Raw genomic sequence first — 17,785 nt, 5'->3', positions numbered from 1 at the left:
GTCAGTAGATCAACTCGTCGTCGCCGCCCTGGCCGGCCAGCATGATGTCGCCCCGCGCCGCCAGATCCTTGGCCACCTGGACCATGGCCATCTGGGCGTTGTCGACGTCCTTGAGGCGGACAGGCCCCATGGAATCCATGTCCTCGCGCATGATCTTCGAGGCGCGCTCGGACATGTTGGAGAAGAACATTTCGCGCAGGGGATCCGAGGCGCCCTTCAGCGCCAGCCCCAGCTGGTCCTTCTCGACCGCGCGCAGCAGGGTCTGCACCCCGCCCGGATCGAGGCGCGACAGATCCTCGAACACGAACATCAGGGCGCGGATACGCTCGGCCGCGTCGCGGTTGCGTTCCTCCAGCGCGCCGATGAAGCGGGCTTCGGTCTGGCGGTCGAAACTGTTGAAGATGTCGGCCATAAGCTCATGGCTGTCGCGCTTGGACGTGCGCGCCAGGTTAGACATGAACTCGCTGCGCAGGGTCTGTTCGATCTTGTCGAGGATGTCGCGCTGCACCGGCTCCATGCGCAGCATCCTCTGGACGCACTCCAGAGCGAAGTCCTCGGGCAGGGCCGTCAGCACGCGCGAGGCGTGGTCCGGCTTGATCTTCGACAGGACGACCGCGACCGTCTGCGGATATTCGTTCTTCAGATAGTTGGCGAGCACGGCCTCGTTCACATTGCCGAGCTTGTCCCACATGGTGCGGCCCGCCGGACCGCGGATCTCCTCCATCAGGGCCTCGACCCGATCGCCGGGCATGAAGGAGGCCAGCAGGCGCTGCGTCTGCTCATAGGAGCCCATCAGCGAGCCGGACCCGCCGATGCCGGAGACGAACTCGACCAGCACCTCTTCGACCACGGCGGCGGTGACGGTGCCCAGCCCCGCCATGGCCTGAGAGACCTCCTTGATCTCTTCATCGTCGAGCTGTTGCCACAGGGCGGTGTGCTCTTCGCCCAGAGACAGCAGAACGACGGCCGCCTTTTCAGGCCCCGTCAGCTTCTTCGCGTCATCAACCGCAGCGCCCTTTGACACCAGCCGCGCCGCCATCAGCTTTCATGCATCCACGAGCGCAGGATCGCCGTGGATTCCTCTGGATGGCTGTCGACGAAATCGGCGACCTTCTTGATGGAGGAGGCCTTCACCTGGCCCTCGATGCGGGCGATGTCGATGCGCTGCTCCATGTCGCTGGGGCCCGCCAGCATGGGCGCGCCGCCCGGCAGGGTTCCGCCGACGATCTGGGTGTCCAGGGCGGTCACGGGAATGCCGCCGGCGCCGGCCAGGGCGGGCGCGCCGCCAGAACCCGTCGCCGCTTTCAGCAGCGGACGCAGGACGAAGAAGACCAGTACGAAGCCCGTGACGGCCAGGATCAGCAGCTCGACCCCGCGCATGATGTCGTTCTTGTCGAAGGCGAACATCGAGGAGCCTTCCTCGGCGCCCGGCGCGGCCGACGGCTCGCGACTGAAGCGGACGTTGACCACCTCCAGCTTATCGCCGCGCGTCTCGTCGATGCCGACGGCGGCGGCGACCAGGGCCTTGATCTGCTGCACTTCCTCGGCCGTGCGGGCGGCATAGGTCGGCTCGCCCTTGCCGTCGGCGGCGGGGGTGTATTTGCCGTCGACCGCGACCGAGACCGACAGCTTCTTGACCTCGCCCGGCTCCTTCACCGTGGTGGTGGTGGTGTTGGAGATTTCGTAGTTGGTCGTCTCGGTGTTTTCCGAGTTGGTCGAGCCGATCGGCGTGGTGTTCGGGGCCTGCCCGCCGGGAATGTTGTTGGTGGCGGTGACGCCGCCGTCCTGCTGACCGGTCGTGTCCTGCGACTGCGAGCCGTTGGTCGAGGTCGAGCGGACGACCTGGCCGTCCGGGTCGAACTTCTGCTCCTGCGTCGTCGAGCGGCTGTGGTCGATGTCGGCCGTGACCTGGACGCGGGCGGCGCCGGCGCCGACGACGCCCTCGACGATGTCCTTGATGCGAGCCTGCATCTGGGCCTCGGTCGAGGCCTTGGACGCCTCGGCGGTGGCCGAGGTGAAGCCGGTGTCCTCAGACCCCGCCGCCAGGGTGCGGTTGGCCTGGTCCGTCACCGTGACCTTGTCCGGCTTCAGGTTCGGCACGGACGAGGCGACGACGTTGCGGATGGCCCGCACCTGATCGGCCGACAGGTCGCGGCCCGACAGACCCACCACCACGGCGGCGGTCGGGTCGATGGCGGCGGCCTGGAACATCTCACGCCGGGGCATGGTGATGTGGACGCGGGCGGAAGAGATGCCGCGCATCGACATGATGGTGCGCGCCAGCTCGCCCTGTAGGGCGCGCTGCTCGTTCAGGTTCTGCTGGAACTCGGTCTGACCCAGCACCGACTGGTTGTCGAAGATCTCGTAGCCGACGCTGCCCGAGGTCACGAGCCCCTTGCCCGCCAGCATCAGGCGCGCCGTGCCCACCTCGTCGCGGCTGACGAAGATGGTCGAGCCGTCGCCCTTGGACGAATATTTGATGCCCGCCTGATCCAGGGCGGCGCTGATTTCGGAGGCTTCGCGCAGGTCGAGATTGGAATAGAGCAAGGCGTCCGGGGCCTGGCCCACGCGCAGCATGACGGCGACCAGAACGGCGGCCACGCCCGCAGCCACGCCCAGGATGGCGGCCAGGCGTCCGATGCCGAACCTTTTCAAAGCTTCCGTGAAGCCGCCCACGCGCCATCGCCCCTGCACACGCGGGACGAACCGAACCCGCTAGGCAGAAACTGCCGCCTGGATGGTAAATGCGGCGTTAAGAGGCGTTAAAGAATGGAAGGCGGAGCCGCTGGCGCAGGCCCAAGAATGATAAAGGGGCGCGGACTTATGGCCCGCACCCCTCAGGCGCCCCCCGGCGCCCGCCCGCCTCCCGAGAGAGGCAGGCTAGCTGGTCAAAGGTCGATCTGACCTTCAAACTTTAGATCTTTAGGGCCGCGGCCTTCTTGTCGGCGGCGGCCTTGATGCGGGCCTCGGCGATGGCGTCGGCGATCAGATGGGTCGGCTTGTTCTCGGCGACCGAACGCTCGAGGATTTCCTCGAAGGTCTCCATCAGGCGCGACAGCTTGCCTTCGACCCACGAGGCGTCATAGGCGCCGCCGGTCTGACGGGCGTTCATTTCCGAGGCGACGTTGATGATGCCGCCGCCGTTGATGACGTAGTCCGGCGCATACAGCACGCCGCGCTTGAACAGCTCGTCGCCGATGTCGGCGGTGGCCAGCTGGTTGTTGGCGGCGCCGCAGACGGCCTTGACCTTCAGGCGGTCCAGCGTCTGCGGGTTCAGGGTCGCGCCCAGGGCGCACGGGGCGTAGATGTCGGCGGCGACGTCATAGATGGCGTCCGGAGCGACGATCTCGGCGCCGGTCTTGGCGGCGACGGCTTCCAGGTTGGCCTGGTTGACGTCGGTGATGATCAGCTTGGCGCCGGCCTTGTGCAGCTTCTCGGCCAGATAGGCGCCGACGTGGCCCACGCCCTGGATGGCGACGGTCAGGCCGGTCATGTCGTTCTGGTTGAACAGGCGACGCGCGACGACCAGGTTCGAGCGGAACACGCCCTCGGCGGTGACGGGGCTGGGATCGCCCGAGGCTTCCGGACCGTCTTTCAGGCCCAGAACGAATTCGGTGACCTTGCGGGCTTCGGCGATGTCCTCGACCGAGGTGCCGACGTCTTCGGCGGCGTAGTAGTGACCGCCCAGACCGTTCAGATAGCGGCCGAAAGCATGGAACAGCTCCGGCGACTTCTGGGTGCGGCTGTCGCCGATGATGACCGACTTGCCGCCGCCCATCTCCAGATCCGCGACGGCGTTCTTGTAGCTCATGCCCTTGGACAGGCGCAGCACGTCTTCCAGCGCCTCGGCGGCGGTGGCGTAGTTCCACATGCGGGTGCCGCCGACGGCCGGACCGCGCGCGGTCGAGTGCACCGCAACAATCGCTTTCAGGCCGGTTTTCTCATCATAGAAGGCGTGGACGCCTTCATGGTTCGAGAAAGAAGGAGAATCAAACAGCGTCATGCCCATGACAGGCCTTTCCTGGGGTATTTTTTGTGCGGAAGGACATACGCGCAGCCTGACCAAACGGCAAGCATCACCATGCGGCCGCCCCAGGCTTCTAGGAAACATGCGGAAAACGCCTCCGCATTCCGCAAGTTCTGCGTTCAGCGCGCCTTGGGATCAGCCTGCAGGGCGGGCAGCACAGCCGGCGCGCCTGACGGCAGAGGGCGTGTCGGATCGCGCAGCCAGGATTCGACATCGGCGAACACGGTCTCGGCCTGAAGATCGCGATTCAGGATGTGCCAGCCGTCGGCGTAATAGCCCGTCGTCAGGTTCGCCCGTTCGCCCGCCTGTTCCAGGGCGCGGCGCATGGGGCGTTTGGTGATGATCTGATCGTGCGCGCCGTAAAGCAGGAGGGTCGGTTTCTCGACCTGTCCTAACCGCTGGGTCGCCGTCTCCATCAGATCGACCAGGCCGTACAGGGCATCGAACCGCGTCGACAGGATCGACAGGGGGTCGCGGCCGTTGCGGATCAGCTCCAGCGTATTGTCCGAGGCGCGGATGTCGCGCACGGCGAAGGACGGCGGCTCGACCCGCTTGGCGCCCATCATGCGCGCGGCGGTCCACAGGCCCGCGCTATTGAAGGCGCTCTGGCTGGACCAGCCCCAGACGCCGGGCGCCAGCAGCACCACCCGATCGGCGTCCGGCGGCGTCTCCGATCCGAAGGCGGCGATGGTCGAGGAGCCGCCCATGCTCTCGCCCGCCACCACGATCAGGGCGTTCGGGCGCTCGGCCCGAACCAGGGCGACGATGGTGCGCAGATCCTGACTGGTCAGGCTTTCGGCCGCGAACTGGCCCCGGTTCGGCGCCAGGCCGAAGCCGCGCTGATCATAGGCCCAGGTCTCGATGCCCCGCTGCGCCCACCACGGCCCGGCGAAGCGGAAGGAGGCGTAGTGGTCGTTGAAACCGTGCAGGGCGACGATGACGGCCCAAGGCGCCTGGCCTTCCGGACTCCAGCGCAGATAGGGCAGCCGCGCCCCGTCCTGCACCACAAAGGCGCCGCGTCCCAGGGTTCCCGTTTCGATGCGCGGCCCGTTGAACCCGTTGGGCGGCGTCAGCGGCGACTGGACGTGCGGCGTGGCGCAGGCGCTCAGGCCCAGGGAAAGAGCCATAAGGCCCGCCGCCAATCCGCCCCGCCAAATCTTCACGTCAGTATCTCCGCTGTCCGCTGACGAAGGTAGGGCAGAACCTCGGCCTCGAACCACGGGTTTTTCTTCAGCCAGGCCGTATTGCGCCACGATGGATGCGGCAGAGGCAGTATGGCGGGGGCGTAGTCGCGCCAGGCGTGGACCGTCTCGGTCATGTTGGCCTTGGCCGCCGCGCCCAGAGCCCAGGCCTGGGCGTAGCCGCCGACCAGCAGAGTCAGGTCGACCTTCGGCAGTTCGGCCAGCAGGCGCGGCCGCCACAGCTCGGCGCAGCGGCGCGGCGGCGGATAGTCGCCGCCCTTGGGATCGGTGCCAGGGAAGCAGAAGGCCTGCGCCGCCACGCCGAGACGCGGATCGCCGTAGAAGGTCGCTTCATCCACCCCCATCCAGTCGCGAAGGCGAACGCCGGACGGGTCGGTGAAGGGCAGGCCGCTTTCATGCACTCGCCGCCCGGGCGCCTGGCCGCAGATCAGCAGGCGCGTCTCAGGCGCGACCATGATCACCGGGCGCGGCGTGTGGGGCAGCTGGCCCAAGCACGCCCGGCAGGCGCGGATCTCGGCCAGGAGCGCGTCCAGGCCGTTGTCCGGTTCAGTCGAAGTCGTCATCCGAAGCTTCGACCGGCGGCAGGGCCGCCAGGGCTGCGGCCGTCTCGGCCTCAGTCGGCAGGCGCAGGCGGATCACGCCGCGGAAGTTGTTGGGATCGACCGCCTTGCCCTTCTTGGTGATGGTCAGCTTGCCCTGACGCATCAGGCCCAGAGCCGTCGCCTTCACCTTGGGCAACAGGCGTTGCCACTGCTCGGGCTGCAGCTCCTTGGCCACATCGGCCGGTTCAATGCTCTTGCCGCCGACGTTCTTGGGGTCGGCCTTGGCCAGTTTTTCGAAAATGGCCGCTTCGATTGGATCGCTCATAGGCGCTATATGCTGCACCGCGAGATCGGAAAGAAGGCAAAACCGACATGGCCGAGATAATCACCGTCACCGAGGGCGAGTTCGCCGGTTGGCAGACCTATGACCTGCGCGACACCTTCGACGTGGTGGTGGGGCCCTTCTACGGCAAGCCCGATCCCGACGGCCACATGCGCTGCGCCTTCCGCGCCGAGCAGAAGCACATGAACGCCGGCGGCCGGATGCACGGCGGCTGTCTGATGACCTTCGCCGACATCGCCATGTTCCAGATCGCCTATCAGGAGATGGAGGGCGCCTCGGGCGTGACGGTGCAACTCGACTCCACCTTCATCGACGGCGCCTATGTGGGCGAACTGATCGAGGCGACCGGCCAGGTGACCAAGGCAGGCAAGAGCCTGATCTTCGTGCGCGGCCAGATCACCACCGGCGAACGGCTGCTGATGACCTTCTCGGGCGTGATCCGAAAGTTCACGCCGCGCGGTTGAACCGTACGCCCAGCGCCAGGGCCATGGCGACGGCGGCCGCCGGCCACAGGGCGGTCAGCCCCAGACGGCCGTAGACGACCGCGCCCATCAGCGCGCCTCCGGCCAGCCCCGCCCACAACGCCATATAGGGCCGAAACGCCCAGGGGTCGCCGCCGCGCACGGCCGCGGCCAGGGCGTGGCCGGTCTTGATCAGGGTTCCGGTCATATAGGTCAGGCTGACCCCGACCTCGCCGTCGCGCAGGAAGACCGAGTTCTCCACCGCCATGGCCAGGACCATCAGGCCGATCGCCAGGGGCGCGATCCCCGCCCCCGCCGCCACGGCGGCCCCGGCCAGCAGCGCCGCCTCGACCGCCAGCACCCGGCTGCGCGAGCGCGCCCCCTCGCCGCCCGCGACCAAGGCCCCGAGCATGGCGCCCAGGATAAACAACAGCAGAACGCCCGCCACCGCGCCCGCCGCCAGCCACCGTCCCTCGGCCAGGTTGACGGCCAGGCGGGTGGTGTTGCCGCTCATGAAGGAGACGAACACCCCGCCCAGATGCAGAAAGCCCAGGCTGTCGACGTAGCCCGCCAGCCCCGCCAGCATCAGAGCCAGCCCGCGATCGGGCGCTGTCAGAGTCCGCAAGGCAGGCTCACATCCCGGCCGTCGCCGCCGGACGGGCGCGGCAAGTCTCCAGCCAGCGGGCCAGGTGGGTCAGCTCCTCGGGCGGGCGGTATTTGACCAGGCGAGCGAAATCCAGACCCACGGCCCCGACGATGTCGGCGATGGTGAAGCGGTCGGCGGCGATGAACTCATGCTCCGCCAGGTGGCGATCCAGCGTCTTCATGAAGCGTTCGGCGCCCAGGCGGTTGTATTCGGCGACCTGGGGCTGGGGCGCCTCCAGCGCGGCCAGGGCCGGGTGGGTGAAGCGCACGTTCAGCATCATCGGATTGGCCAGATACATCTCGCACCGGCGCATCCACATCTCGATGATCGCCTGCTCCTTGGGATTGCGGCCGAACAGGTTCGGCTCGGGGTGCAGGGCCTCCAGATAGCGGCAGATGGCGATGGATTCCGTCAGGCAGGTTCCGTCGTCCAGCTCCAGCGCAGGAACGTGCGGCACGCCGAACTTGGCGCGATAGGCCGGGGTGCGATGCTCGCCCGCCAGAAGCTCGATCTCGACCCGCTCGACGTCGGTCACGCCCTTTTCCGCCATGACCCAGCGGACGCGGCGCGGATTGGGCGCGCGGCGGCTTTCATAGAGCTTCATCAGAGGGTTCCCCTTCGGCTGCCCTCGGAACGCTACTAGGCGAAGACGGCGGCGGGCAAGGCCCCGACGATGCAGGCCGTCATCAGCGTGGCCAGGAAGCCCGCCAGCAGCGCCTTCCACACCATGCCCAGCACCTCCTCGCGGCGTTCGGGCATCAGCACCGACAGGCCGGTGACGGTGATGCCGACCGAGCCGATGTTGGCGAAGCCGCACAGGGCGTAGGTCATCAGCATCCGCGTGCGCTCGCTCATCTCGGCGACGGGCACCTTGCCCAGCTCGATGAAGGCGACGAACTCGGTCAGGGTCAGCTTGACCCCCAGCAGCCAGCCCGCCTTCTGGGCGTCGGCCCATTCCACGCCGGTCAGCCAGGCCACCGGGGCGAAGAGCACGCCCAGGATGCGCTCGATCGTCAGCGGCTCTCCGGCGATGACGAAGCCGCCCAGGATGACGTTGGCCAGCGCCACCAGGGCCACGAAGACGATCAGCACGGCCGAAATGTTCAGCACCACCATCAGGCCGTCGGACGTGCCCTTGACGATGGCGTCGACGGCGCTGTCGTACTTCAGCGCCGAGTTGTAGTCGGCGACCGCCCCGCCCTCGCCCGGCTTTTCCGGAATGATGACGCGGGCCAGCAGGATGCCGGCGGGCGCCGAGACGATGGAGGCCACCAGGACGTGGCCCGCCGCATTGGTCAGCACCGGCGACAGAATGGTCGCATAGGCCACCATGGTCGAACCGGCGACCGTGGCCAGACCGACCACCATCATCAGGAAGACCTCGGACCGGCTCAGCTTGTCCAGATAAGCGCGGATGACGATCGGGCTTTCGATCATGCCCAGGAAGACGTTGGCCGCGACCGCCAGGGCCGAGGCGCCGCCCAGCCCCATCGTCCGCTGGAACAGGAAGCCGAAGCCGAGCGTGATCCACTTCAGGATCTTCCAGTGCCACAGCAGGGCCGACAGGGCGGAGATCACCAGGATCAGCGGCAGCACATTGAAGGCGAAGGTGAACAGGGCGCCCTCATTGGCCACGGCGTAGGGCTGATCCCCGCCCGCCAGATAGCCGAAGACGAAGCGCGTCCCCTCTGCGGTCGCCAGCTCCAGCCCCTTCACCGCATTGTTGATGCCGTCCAGCACCACCTGCGAGCCGGGAATGGCGAAGGTCGCCAGCACCAGCGCCGCCTGCACCAGCACCGCCCCGATCGCCAGCCGCCACGGAAAGGCGCGGCGGTTCTCGGAAATCGCCCAGCAGACGGCGACGATGACGACCAGGCCGAACAGGCTCTGGAGGTTCAGGAGGCTGAACATGGAAAGGCGGCTCCGCGACCGGCGCTATGGGAGCCGGCTTCTTCAGTGCGCATCAACGACAGCAGAACGCCGCTGGCAAGGGGGACGACGAAACTCGTCGATGGAAGCGCCTAGAGTTGGCCGCGCACCAGCTTGCCGTAGTCGTCCATCAGGCTGAGCGACAGCGCGCCCGGCGTGAAGCGATAGTCGCCGACCTGGCCCACCGGCGTCACCTCGGCGGCCGAGCCGGTGAGGAAGCATTCGGAGAAATCGCCCAGCTCTTCCGGCAGGATGTCGCGGACAATGACCTCGATCCCGCGCGCCTGCGCCATTTCGATGACGGTCTGGCGGGTGATGCCGTTCAGGATGTGATCGACGCGCGGCGTGTGCAGGGCGCCGTTCCGGACGAAGAAGACGTTGGCGCCGGTCGCCTCGGCCACATAGCCGCGCCAGTCCAGCATCAGGGCGTCGGCGAAGCCGCGCTTCTCAGCCGCCGTCTTGGACATGGTGCAGATCATGTAGAGGCCGGCCGCCTTGGCCGTCGACGGCGCCGTGGCCGGGTCGGGACGGCGCCACTTGGCCCACTCCAGGGCGATGCCCTTCTTCTTGACCTCGGGGTCGAAATAGCTGGGCCACTCCCAGGCGGCGACGGCCAGATGGACCTTGCTGTTCTTGGCGGTGACGCTGAGCTGTTCCGGTCCCAGATAGGCGACGGGGCGGATATAGCAGTCGATCAGACCGTTGCGCGCGCAGGTTTCCTTGCAGGCGGCGTCGATCTCGGCCACGCTATAGGGAATCTCGAAGTCGAGCAGCTCGGCGGAGCGCTTCAGGCGTTCGCTGTGCGCGGTCAGCTTGAAGATTTCACCGCCATACATACGCTCACCCTCGAACACCGACGAGCCGTAGTGAAGGCCATGGGTCAGAACGTGCGTTTTCGCCTCCCGCCAGGGAACGAATTCTCCGTCAAACCAGATCCATCCGTCACGATCGTCGAAAGGAACGAAGGCCATTGAAGAACATCTCCCGCGCAAGATATTTATTTAGACGCCCGTCGCACGCCCGCGTCAACGGCGCCTCGCGAGGAGATTCGCAGTGAGCATGATCGAGCCTCGCGCCAACGGCCGGTCCGGCCCCATCGCGCCCGCCGGCAGCGGACGGCACATCCTGGTCGTCGACGACGACGACCGCATCCGCGAACTGCTCAAGGAGTTCCTGAGCCGCGAGGGTTATCGCGTCACCGGCGCCGCCCATGCGGGCGCGGCGCGGCGCATGGTCGAACTGATCGAGTTCGACCTGATCGTGCTGGACGTGATGATGCCGGGCGAAAGCGGCTTCGACCTGACCACCTGGATTCGCAGCCAGGCGGCCCTGTCCAAGACGCCCGTGCTGCTGCTGACGGCCAAAGGCGACCCCGACGACCGGATCGAAGGCCTGTCGCGCGGCGCCGACGACTATATGTCCAAGCCCTTCGACCCGCGCGAGCTGTCGCTGCGGATCGAGGCCATCCTGCGCCGCACCGGCGGCAAGCTGATGACGCCCAAGGAGATCCGCATGGGGCCCGCCGTCTTCGACATGGAGCGGCTGGAGCTGACGCGCGACGGCGAACTGCAACGCCTGACCGAGGCCGAGGCGCAACTGCTCAAGACCCTGGCCATTCACGCCCACTCGCCGGTCGAGCGCATGACCCTGTCGCCCGACACGGCCGACGTGACCGGCCGCGCCGTGGACGTCCAGGTGACGCGCCTGCGCCGCAAGCTGGAGGCGGACCCCAAGAATCCGCGCTACCTCCAGACGGTGCGCGGCGTCGGCTATATGCTGGCGCCGGACTGACGACAGGACCGGAACGCTCCTCATGCGGCTGATGCCGTTCAACGTCTGGACGCGGTGGATCAAGCGTCGGCTGCCGACCTCCCTGTGGGGACGGTCGCTGCTGATCATCGTCCTGCCGGTGCTGATCATGCAGGCGGCGGTGACATGGGCCTTCTTCGACGCCCACTGGCAGGCGGTGACGGCGCGCCTGTCCGAGGGTCTGGCCGGCGACGTGGCCTGGGCGGCCGAAAGCTATCGCGACGATCCCTCGCCCCAGAACCTGGCCCTGATCTCCGAGCGCGCCGAACGGTCGATGCAGCTGTCCATCGCCTTCCAGCCCTCCGCCTCCCTGCCCGACGAAGAACGGCGCGGCGCCCTGGGCCTGGTCGACCGGACGCTGGAGAAGGCCCTGGCCTCGCGGCTGGACCAGCCCTTCTGGTTCGACACCACCCGCTACCCCGCCTATGTCGACATCCGGGTGCAGGAGTCCGACGGCGTGCTGCGCGTCATCGCCCCGCGTGAACGGGCCGTGGCGACCCAGGCCCACATCTTCGTCCTGTGGCTGATGATCGCCACCATCCTTTTGCTGGGCGTGGCGGTGCTGTTCATTCGCAACCAGGTGCGCGCCATCGAGCGCCTGGCCTCCGCCGCCGAGGCTTTCGGCCGGGGCGAGAGCGTGCCGCGCTTCAAACCGCACGGCGCGCGCGAGGTGCGGGCCGCCGCCACAGCCTTCCTGGACATGCGTTCGCGCATCCAGCGCCACATCGACCAGCGCACGGCCCTGCTGGCCTCGGTCAGCCATGACCTGCGCACGCCCCTGACCCGCCTGCGTCTCGAACTGGCCCTGGCCCCGCCGTTCAAGCGCGCCGAGGCGATGAAGGGCGACCTGGACGAGATGGAGCACATGATCGACGAGTACCTCGCCTTCGCGCGCGGCGAGGCGGGCGAGGCGATGCAGACGATCTCCGTACCCGAAATGCTGCGTCGCGCCGCCGAGGACGCCCGCCGCTCGGGCGCCGTGGCCGAAGTCGAGGCTCCCGACGATCTCAATATGCTGGCCCGCCCCCTGGCCTTCCGTCGGGCGATCAACAACCTGGTCGGCAACGCCGCCTCGCACGGCGAACGGGTGCGGCTGTCGGCCCGCCCCTTGCCCTCCGGCGGGCTGGAGATCGTGGTCGAGGACGACGGCCCCGGCATTCCCGACGACATGCACGAAGAAGCCTTCCGCCCCTTCTCGCGGCTGGACGCCTCGCGCAATCAGAACCGCAAGGGGGTGGGCTTGGGCCTGGCCGTGGCGCGGGACGTGGCGCGCGGCCACGGCGGCGACATCATCCTGGGCCGCAGCGACCTGGGCGGGCTGAAGGCGTCCATCCGACTGCCGGCGGATCGTCGCGCCGCCTAGATCTTTGCTTCGCGCCCCTAGCGGAACCGTAAAATCGTCGCCATCTTGTCCTGTGTTCCAGGGGGGCCTGGAATCAGGAGCCCGTACTATGCGTCGTATTGCTTTTCTTGCGCCGCTCGCCGCCGCCCTCGCCGTTTCCGGCGCCGCTGCGGCCCAACCCTCGGCCGTCGTCGTGACGGTCAGCCCCGACTTCGCCCAAACCGCCCGAGAATTGGGCGAACGCGACGTCCAGCAACAGGTAAGCGACCTGACCCGCACCGTCGAGCGCGTGCTGACGGATCGTCACGCCTTGGACGGCGCTCGCGTCGAGCTGGTCATCACCGACCTGAAGCCCAACCGCCCGACGATGCAGCAACTGTCAGACAAGCCGGGTCTGGATTCCATGCGCAGCCTGTCGATCGGCGGTGCGGCGGTGGAAGGGTCCGTGACCATGGCCTCGGGCGAGGTCCAGCCGGTCAAGTTCGACTACTACACCCCGACCCTGGCCGATGCGCGCGGTTCGACCACCTGGACCGACGCCCAGCGCGCCTATGACCGCCTGGCCCGCAACCTGGCCGAGGGTCGTTTCGTCCGACGCTGAAGCGCCTGACGATCAGCCGCTGAGTTCAGTGGACTTGGCGACCGCCGCCTTCACGGCGCTTTCGACAGAACGGTCGAGGGCGCCGTTTTCATTGAGGGCGATCAGACCGGCCTGGGTCACCCCGCCGGGCGAGGCCACGCGGTCGATCAGAGCGTTCAGAGCCTCGTCGCCCTCCACGCCCGCCGCAGCCGAACGCAGGGTGGCGCGCGCCAGTCGCGCGGCCGCCTCGGGCGACAGACCTTCGGCCTCCCCGGCCTCGGCCAGGGCGCGGGTGAAGGCGAAGAAATAGGCCGGTCCGCAGCCGGACACCGCCGTCGCCGCGTGCATCAGGGCCTCGTCGTCCAGCAGAACCGTCTCGGCGATCGGCTCGAACAGTTCGCGCCCAACCGCCAGGGCCTCAGCCTCCGCCGCCCACAACGTCGCCACCCCGCGCGCCTGGGCCACGCCGGTCGTCGGCATGACGCGCACGACCGGGCGGCCGTCATAGCCGTCAGAGATCGTCTCGCCGCGCACCCCGGCCATGACCGAGACGATCACGGCGTCCGCCGCCAGATGCGGCAGGACGGCCTGCGCGGCCTCCAGCCATTTGGCGGGCTTCACGCCGATGACGAAGGCGCGGGCGTTCGCCAGTTCCTCCAGCGGCGGATTGATCCGCGCGCCCCTGGCCCGCGCCGCCTCGGCGACCGGCTTTTCAGACGGCGTCAGGATGATCAGATCGGCCGGGTCGACGGCGCCCGTCGCCAGCCAGCCTTCCAGAATGGCCGAGCCCAGGCGTCCGACGCCCTGGAGCACGACCGGACGTCCAGAACCGCTCATCAGGCGTTGCCCACGGTCTCGAACAGACAGGCGTCGATCGCCTCCTTCGGCTTCTTGGAGCCGCGCACCATGAAGTCGAAAGCGGGATAGTAACGGTCCGCCGCCTCGACCGCCGCGTCGATCATGGACGCGGCCTGGGCCAGGGTCGGCCGTTCGGTGTGCGGCAGGGCCAGGGCGTGGCGGAAGACGATCTCGCCCTCGTCCGGCCAGATCTCGAAATGGCCCAGCCAGGTGCGCTGGTTGATCATGGAGACCAGTTCATAGGCCGCCGCGCGCCGCGTCTTGGCCACCCGCAGGTCCAGCGCCAGGCACAGCTGAAGGCAGTCGCCCTCGGGCCGCCAGGCGAACCACAGCTCATAGTCCTTCCAGTCGCCGGCCAGGGCGAAGGCCAGATCGCCCTCGTCCGTGCGGTCGAACGGCAGGTTCTCCGCCGTCAGGACGTGTTCGACCACATCCAGCGGATCAAAGGGCAGGTCGACCTCTTCGGGTCTCACAGCATCCATCAGGCGTTCAACTTCTTCAGCAGCGACAGCGACTCAAGTGAGCGCTTTCGAGGACGGTAGGCGTGTTCGCAGATTCGGCTCAACCGGCTGAATCCGGGGTCGAAGCCGCGTCTGTGGACGATCCCTTGGCGGCCTTCTTCGGGGCGGGGGCCGCAGCCTTCAGCGCCGCGATCTCGGCGCGCAGGGCGGCGATCTCGTCCTTCAGCACATCGAACTCGTCGCGACGGACCAGATCCATTTCAGCGACGAAGCGGTCGGCCTGGGCGCGCCAGGCGGCCTTGGCCTCTTCACCCGCGGCCTGGGCCAGGCCCATGGCGCCGGTGGTCAGCTTGGCGAACTCATCAAGGAGGGGATTGCGCGTCTGCATGGCGGCCTCTTGAGAACTCTCGGGCCATCGGCCCGAACGTGGTTAACGGTGCATTGATTTGGGTAAACCAAATCTTACCTGCCTGCGGCCTATAGACTGCTTCGCGGGAAAAGCGCGCGACGAATGCAGTCCCGCTTGCTAGACGATGGACAACTTCTGAAGGCGCAGACGGAGGCCCCGTGCCCTTTCCCGAATTCGACCCTGTCCTGATCCACCTCGGCCCCCTGCCCATCCGCTGGTACGCCCTGGCCTATGTCGCCGGCATCGTCCTGGGCTGGTGGTACGCCTCGCGTCTGGCCAAGACCGAGCGGCTGTGGGCGCCGGGCAAGTCGCCGGTGAATGGCCAGCAGTTGGACGACCTGGTGCTGTGGATCACGCTGGGCGTCATCCTGGGCGGTCGTTTCGGCTACGCCCTCTTCTACAAGCCGGAGATGTTCGCTCAGTTGTTCACCGGCGACAGCTGGGGCGAGCGGCTGGAGCTGCTGCAGCTGTGGACCGGCGGGATGAGCTTCCACGGCGGCTTCCTGGGCGTCGTCATCGCCATCACCCTCTACGCCAATCGCCAGAAGGTGAACCCGCTCAGCCTGGGCGACCTCATCGCCCCGGTCGCGCCGCTGGGCCTGTTCTTCGGCCGCATCGCCAACTTCATCAACGGCGAGCTGTGGGGGCGCGAAACGACGGTTCCCTGGGCCATCCGCTTCTGCAACGAACGCATCCAGCAGATGTACGGCTTCTGCCCCGCCGGCAACGAACCGCGCCACCCCAGCCAGTTGTATGAGGCGGGTCTCGAGGGCCTGTTGCTGTTCGTCATCCTGTCGCTGGCGATCTGGAAGTGGCGGATGTTCAAGCGTCCCGGCTTCGTCACCGGCCTGTTCCTGCTGGGCTACGGCGTCTGCCGCGCCGCGCTGGAGAACGTGCGTCAGCCCGACGCCGGGCTGGAGAACCTGCCGCTGGGCCTGACCATGGGCATGATCCTGTCGATCCCGATGATGCTGGTCGGCGCCTGGCTGATCTGGCGGGCGCTGAAGAAGCCGGCCGTCACGGAGGCGTAAGACCATCATGGCGGAGACGCTCAAGGACCGCCTGGTCCGCGAGATCGTGCTGACCGGGCCGATGACGGTGGCGGACTACGTCACCCGATGCCTGCACGACCCCAAGGGCGGCTATTACGCCACTCGCCCCGCGCTGGGCGAGCGGGGCGACTTCATCACCGCCCCCATGGTCAGCCAGATGTTCGGCGAACTGATCGGCCTGTGGGCGGTCGAGACCTGGACCCGTCTAGGCGCGCCCGAGCGGGTGCGGCTGGTCGAGGTCGGCCCCGGCGACGGCACGCTGATGTCCGACGTGCTGCGCGCGGCGCGGCTGGTCCCCGGCTTCCTGCAGGCGGTCGACCTGATCCTGATCGAGCCGAGCGGCCCTTTACGCGCCGAACAGGCGCGGCGGCTGGCCGACGCCGACCTGCATCCGCGCTGGCTCAGCGCCCTGCACAAGATCGAGACGGACGCCCCGGTCATCCTGATCGCCAATGAGGTGCTGGACTGCCTGCCCGCGCGCCAGTTCATCAAGACCGAAGGCGGCTGGGCCGAGCGCCGCATCGGCGTCACCGACGCTGATGAACTGACCTTCGGCCTGACCGCCATCGCCGACGGCTTCGAGGCGCCGGGCTTTGACGTCGAGCCGGGACAGATCATCGAGATTTCGGAACAGCAGGCCGCTTTCGGCCGCGATCTGGCCAGCCTGATCCGCGCCGCATCCGGCGCCGCCCTGCTGATCGACTACGGCCGCAGCAAGCCCGAGGCGGGCGACACCCTGCAAGCCTTGCGGCGGCATCAGAAGGTCGATCCCCTGTCGACGCCGGGCGAGGCCGACCTGACGCAGTGGGCCGACTTCCCCCTGGTGCTGGAGGCCGCCGTGCGCGGCGGCGCCGACGTCACCGGCTGCGTCGGCCAGGGCGCCTTCCTGAAGGCGCTGGGGATCGAAGCCCGCGCCCAGCGGTTGATGCAGGGACGCCCCGAAGCCGCGCCGATCATCCAGCGCCAACTGGATCGCCTGACCGCGCCGGACCAGATGGGCGAACTGTTCAAGGCGGCGGCGATCTTTTCGCCCCGTTCACTGGCCCTGCCGGGCTTCTGACGCGGCCCGCCCGATGATGGAGGCTGATGCGCCCATGACCTTCACCGACCACGAACGCCATATCCTGCTGGCGACAAGAGGCGTCGGCCCCAAGGTGATCGAACGGCTGGAGGAACTGGGCGTCGGCGGCTTCGCCCGTCTGGCCCAGGCGGATGCGGCCGTCGTCTGCGCCGGAGCCGCCGCCAGCGTCGGCTCGACCTGCTGGAAGAACAGCCCCCAGGCCCGCAAGGCCGTTCAGGCCGCCATCGACGCCGCCCGTTTCGAACTGGAGGGCGCCGCATGAGCCTGAACCCCATCACTCATCCGCTGCTGACCAAGACCGGGGTTCGCCACGGCTTCTTCACCCGCGCGGGCGGGGTATCGGACGGCCTCTACGCCGGACTGAACGCAGGCGTCGGCTCCAAGGACGACCCGGCCCACGTCGCCGAGAACCGCCGCCGCGTCGCCGAATGGATGGGCGGCGCCGCCGACGACCTGTGCGGCTGCTATCAGGTCCACTCCGCCGTCGCCCGCGTGGCCGAAAGCGGCTGGGCCGGCGAACGCCCCGAAGGCGACGCCGTGGTCGCGGGCGTGAAGGGGCCGGTGCTGACCGTCCTGACCGCCGACTGCGCCCCCGTGCTGTTCGCCGACGCCGAGGCGGGCGTCATCGGCGCCGCCCACGCAGGCTGGAAGGGCGCTCTTGGCGGCGTCATCCACTCGACGGTCGCGGCCATGCAGGCGCTGGGCGCCGAGCCGTCGCGCATCGTCGCCGTCGTCGGCCCCTGCATCGCCCAGGCCTCCTACGAAGTCGGCGCCGACTATCAGGACCGCTTCGCCCACCACGACCCCGGCAGCGAACGCTTCTTCGCCCCCGGCGCGACGGACGACAAGCGCCAGTTCGACCTGCCCGGCTTCGTCCTGTGGCGGCTGGAGCAGGCGGGCGTCGGCGAGGCGGCCTGGACCGGCGACGACACGCGCGCGGATGAAGGACGTTTCTACTCCAACCGCCGCGCCTATCTGGCGGGCGAACCGGATTTCGGCCGGTTGATCTCAGCAATCACGCTCACCTGACCCTTCTCCCCTTG

The 17,785-nt window shown here is 68.1% G+C and carries 21 protein-coding genes; 8 read left to right on the top strand and 13 right to left on the bottom strand.

Annotation, left to right across the window (positions count from 1 at the left end):
• Nucleotide 1: 1 nt before the first annotated feature.
• The 6 genes from fliG to BJP32_RS07780 all read right to left on the bottom strand — a co-directional run bounded on the left by fliG (nucleotide 2) and on the right by BJP32_RS07780 (nucleotide 6,096).
• The gene (gene fliG, locus BJP32_RS07805; RefSeq protein WP_003163534.1) at nucleotides 2–1,039 is read right to left on the bottom strand and encodes a flagellar motor switch protein FliG; all 1,038 of its coding nucleotides are present in this window, start codon (nucleotides 1,037–1,039) and stop codon (nucleotides 2–4) included.
• Nucleotides 1,039–2,676, bottom strand: coding sequence for a flagellar basal-body MS-ring/collar protein FliF (fliF, locus tag BJP32_RS07800; protein WP_003163535.1), 1,638 nt, complete (start codon nucleotides 2,674–2,676; stop codon nucleotides 1,039–1,041). Before fliF ends, fliG begins: the two co-directional genes overlap by 1 nt.
• A 238-nt stretch (nucleotides 2,677–2,914) precedes the next feature.
• Nucleotides 2,915–4,003 carry a Glu/Leu/Phe/Val dehydrogenase gene (locus BJP32_RS07795; protein WP_003163536.1) on the bottom strand — a complete coding sequence of 363 codons (1,089 nt, stop codon included), beginning with the start codon at nucleotides 4,001–4,003 and terminating at the stop codon, nucleotides 2,915–2,917.
• 143 nt (nucleotides 4,004–4,146) lie between these two features.
• The gene (locus BJP32_RS07790) at nucleotides 4,147–5,190 is read right to left on the bottom strand and encodes an alpha/beta fold hydrolase (protein WP_083673926.1); all 1,044 of its coding nucleotides are present in this window, start codon (nucleotides 5,188–5,190) and stop codon (nucleotides 4,147–4,149) included.
• Nucleotides 5,187–5,792 carry a uracil-DNA glycosylase family protein gene (locus tag BJP32_RS07785; protein ID WP_076223537.1) on the bottom strand — a complete coding sequence of 202 codons (606 nt, stop codon included), beginning with the start codon at nucleotides 5,790–5,792 and terminating at the stop codon, nucleotides 5,187–5,189. Before BJP32_RS07785 ends, BJP32_RS07790 begins: the two co-directional genes overlap by 4 nt.
• Entirely contained in the window at nucleotides 5,776–6,096 is a 321-nt protein-coding gene (locus BJP32_RS07780; protein ID WP_046651625.1) for a DUF3253 domain-containing protein, read from the bottom strand. Before BJP32_RS07780 ends, BJP32_RS07785 begins: the two co-directional genes overlap by 17 nt.
• 47 nt (nucleotides 6,097–6,143) lie before the next feature.
• Here BJP32_RS07780 and BJP32_RS07775 point away from each other — a divergent pair, with 47 nt between their 5' ends.
• Nucleotides 6,144–6,578: a PaaI family thioesterase gene (locus BJP32_RS07775; RefSeq protein WP_003163540.1), complete on the top strand. Its 435-nt coding sequence runs from the start codon at nucleotides 6,144–6,146 to the stop codon at nucleotides 6,576–6,578.
• Here BJP32_RS07775 and BJP32_RS07770 read toward each other — a convergent pair.
• The 4 genes from BJP32_RS07770 to BJP32_RS07755 all read right to left on the bottom strand — a co-directional run bounded on the left by BJP32_RS07770 (nucleotide 6,562) and on the right by BJP32_RS07755 (nucleotide 10,121).
• The gene (locus tag BJP32_RS07770) at nucleotides 6,562–7,200 is read right to left on the bottom strand and encodes a YoaK family protein (protein ID WP_198935266.1); all 639 of its coding nucleotides are present in this window, start codon (nucleotides 7,198–7,200) and stop codon (nucleotides 6,562–6,564) included. The genes BJP32_RS07775 and BJP32_RS07770 overlap by 17 nt on opposite strands.
• 7 nt (nucleotides 7,201–7,207) lie before the next feature.
• Nucleotides 7,208–7,825 (bottom strand): glutathione S-transferase family protein, encoded by a 618-nt coding sequence (locus tag BJP32_RS07765; RefSeq protein ID WP_076223535.1) that lies wholly within the window; start codon nucleotides 7,823–7,825, stop codon nucleotides 7,208–7,210.
• A gap of 35 nt (nucleotides 7,826–7,860) precedes the next feature.
• Entirely contained in the window at nucleotides 7,861–9,132 is a 1,272-nt protein-coding gene (locus BJP32_RS07760) for a NupC/NupG family nucleoside CNT transporter (RefSeq protein WP_003163544.1), read from the bottom strand.
• A gap of 110 nt (nucleotides 9,133–9,242) precedes the next feature.
• A complete protein-coding gene (locus tag BJP32_RS07755; protein ID WP_076223534.1) occupies nucleotides 9,243–10,121 on the bottom strand; it encodes a branched-chain amino acid aminotransferase in 879 nt (292 codons plus the stop codon).
• 88 nt (nucleotides 10,122–10,209) lie between these two features.
• Here BJP32_RS07755 and BJP32_RS07750 point away from each other — a divergent pair, with 88 nt between their 5' ends.
• The 3 genes from BJP32_RS07750 (at nucleotide 10,210) to BJP32_RS07740 (ending at nucleotide 12,902) form a co-directional block, all read left to right on the top strand.
• On the top strand, nucleotides 10,210–10,941 hold the full coding sequence (locus tag BJP32_RS07750; RefSeq protein WP_003163547.1) for a response regulator: 732 nt from the start codon (nucleotides 10,210–10,212) through the stop codon (nucleotides 10,939–10,941).
• Nucleotides 10,942–10,963: 22 nt separating this feature from the next.
• Nucleotides 10,964–12,322 (top strand): ATP-binding protein, encoded by a 1,359-nt coding sequence (locus BJP32_RS07745; protein WP_095045987.1) that lies wholly within the window; start codon nucleotides 10,964–10,966, stop codon nucleotides 12,320–12,322.
• An 88-nt stretch (nucleotides 12,323–12,410) separates the two neighbouring features.
• On the top strand, nucleotides 12,411–12,902 hold the full coding sequence (locus BJP32_RS07740; protein WP_003163549.1) for a hypothetical protein: 492 nt from the start codon (nucleotides 12,411–12,413) through the stop codon (nucleotides 12,900–12,902).
• 12 nt (nucleotides 12,903–12,914) lie between these two features.
• On the opposite strand, the gene BJP32_RS07735 is transcribed toward BJP32_RS07740, so the two are convergent.
• The 3 genes from BJP32_RS07735 to BJP32_RS07725 all read right to left on the bottom strand — a co-directional run bounded on the left by BJP32_RS07735 (nucleotide 12,915) and on the right by BJP32_RS07725 (nucleotide 14,588).
• Nucleotides 12,915–13,718 (bottom strand): pyrroline-5-carboxylate reductase, encoded by an 804-nt coding sequence (locus BJP32_RS07735; RefSeq protein WP_046651626.1) that lies wholly within the window; start codon nucleotides 13,716–13,718, stop codon nucleotides 12,915–12,917.
• Entirely contained in the window at nucleotides 13,718–14,221 is a 504-nt protein-coding gene (locus BJP32_RS07730) for a YbjN domain-containing protein (protein WP_004370784.1), read from the bottom strand. Before BJP32_RS07730 ends, BJP32_RS07735 begins: the two co-directional genes overlap by 1 nt.
• Before the next feature lie 79 nt (nucleotides 14,222–14,300).
• The gene (locus BJP32_RS07725) at nucleotides 14,301–14,588 is read right to left on the bottom strand and encodes an accessory factor UbiK family protein (RefSeq protein WP_046651628.1); all 288 of its coding nucleotides are present in this window, start codon (nucleotides 14,586–14,588) and stop codon (nucleotides 14,301–14,303) included.
• Between the two features lie 179 nt (nucleotides 14,589–14,767).
• On the opposite strand from BJP32_RS07725, the gene lgt reads away from it, so the two are divergent.
• From lgt to pgeF, 4 genes are read left to right on the top strand one after another with little or no spacing between them, the layout of a single operon-like run.
• Nucleotides 14,768–15,640 (top strand): prolipoprotein diacylglyceryl transferase, encoded by an 873-nt coding sequence (lgt, locus tag BJP32_RS07720; protein WP_076223533.1) that lies wholly within the window; start codon nucleotides 14,768–14,770, stop codon nucleotides 15,638–15,640.
• A 7-nt stretch (nucleotides 15,641–15,647) separates the two neighbouring features.
• Nucleotides 15,648–16,721: a class I SAM-dependent methyltransferase gene (locus BJP32_RS07715; RefSeq protein ID WP_076223532.1), complete on the top strand. Its 1,074-nt coding sequence runs from the start codon at nucleotides 15,648–15,650 to the stop codon at nucleotides 16,719–16,721.
• Between the two features lie 34 nt (nucleotides 16,722–16,755).
• Nucleotides 16,756–17,004 carry a Pathogenicity locus gene (locus BJP32_RS07710; protein WP_076223571.1) on the top strand — a complete coding sequence of 83 codons (249 nt, stop codon included), beginning with the start codon at nucleotides 16,756–16,758 and terminating at the stop codon, nucleotides 17,002–17,004.
• Nucleotides 17,001–17,771 (top strand): peptidoglycan editing factor PgeF, encoded by a 771-nt coding sequence (gene pgeF, locus BJP32_RS07705; RefSeq protein ID WP_076223531.1) that lies wholly within the window; start codon nucleotides 17,001–17,003, stop codon nucleotides 17,769–17,771. The genes BJP32_RS07710 and pgeF overlap by 4 nt, the downstream gene beginning before the upstream one ends.
• The last annotated feature ends 14 nt before the right edge of the window (nucleotides 17,772–17,785 follow it).

This window comes from Brevundimonas sp. ZS04 (genome assembly GCF_001956865.1).
Taxonomy (GTDB): Bacteria; Pseudomonadota; Alphaproteobacteria; order Caulobacterales; family Caulobacteraceae; genus Brevundimonas; species Brevundimonas diminuta.
This window is presented reverse-complemented; position numbering and strand designations above follow the sequence as displayed.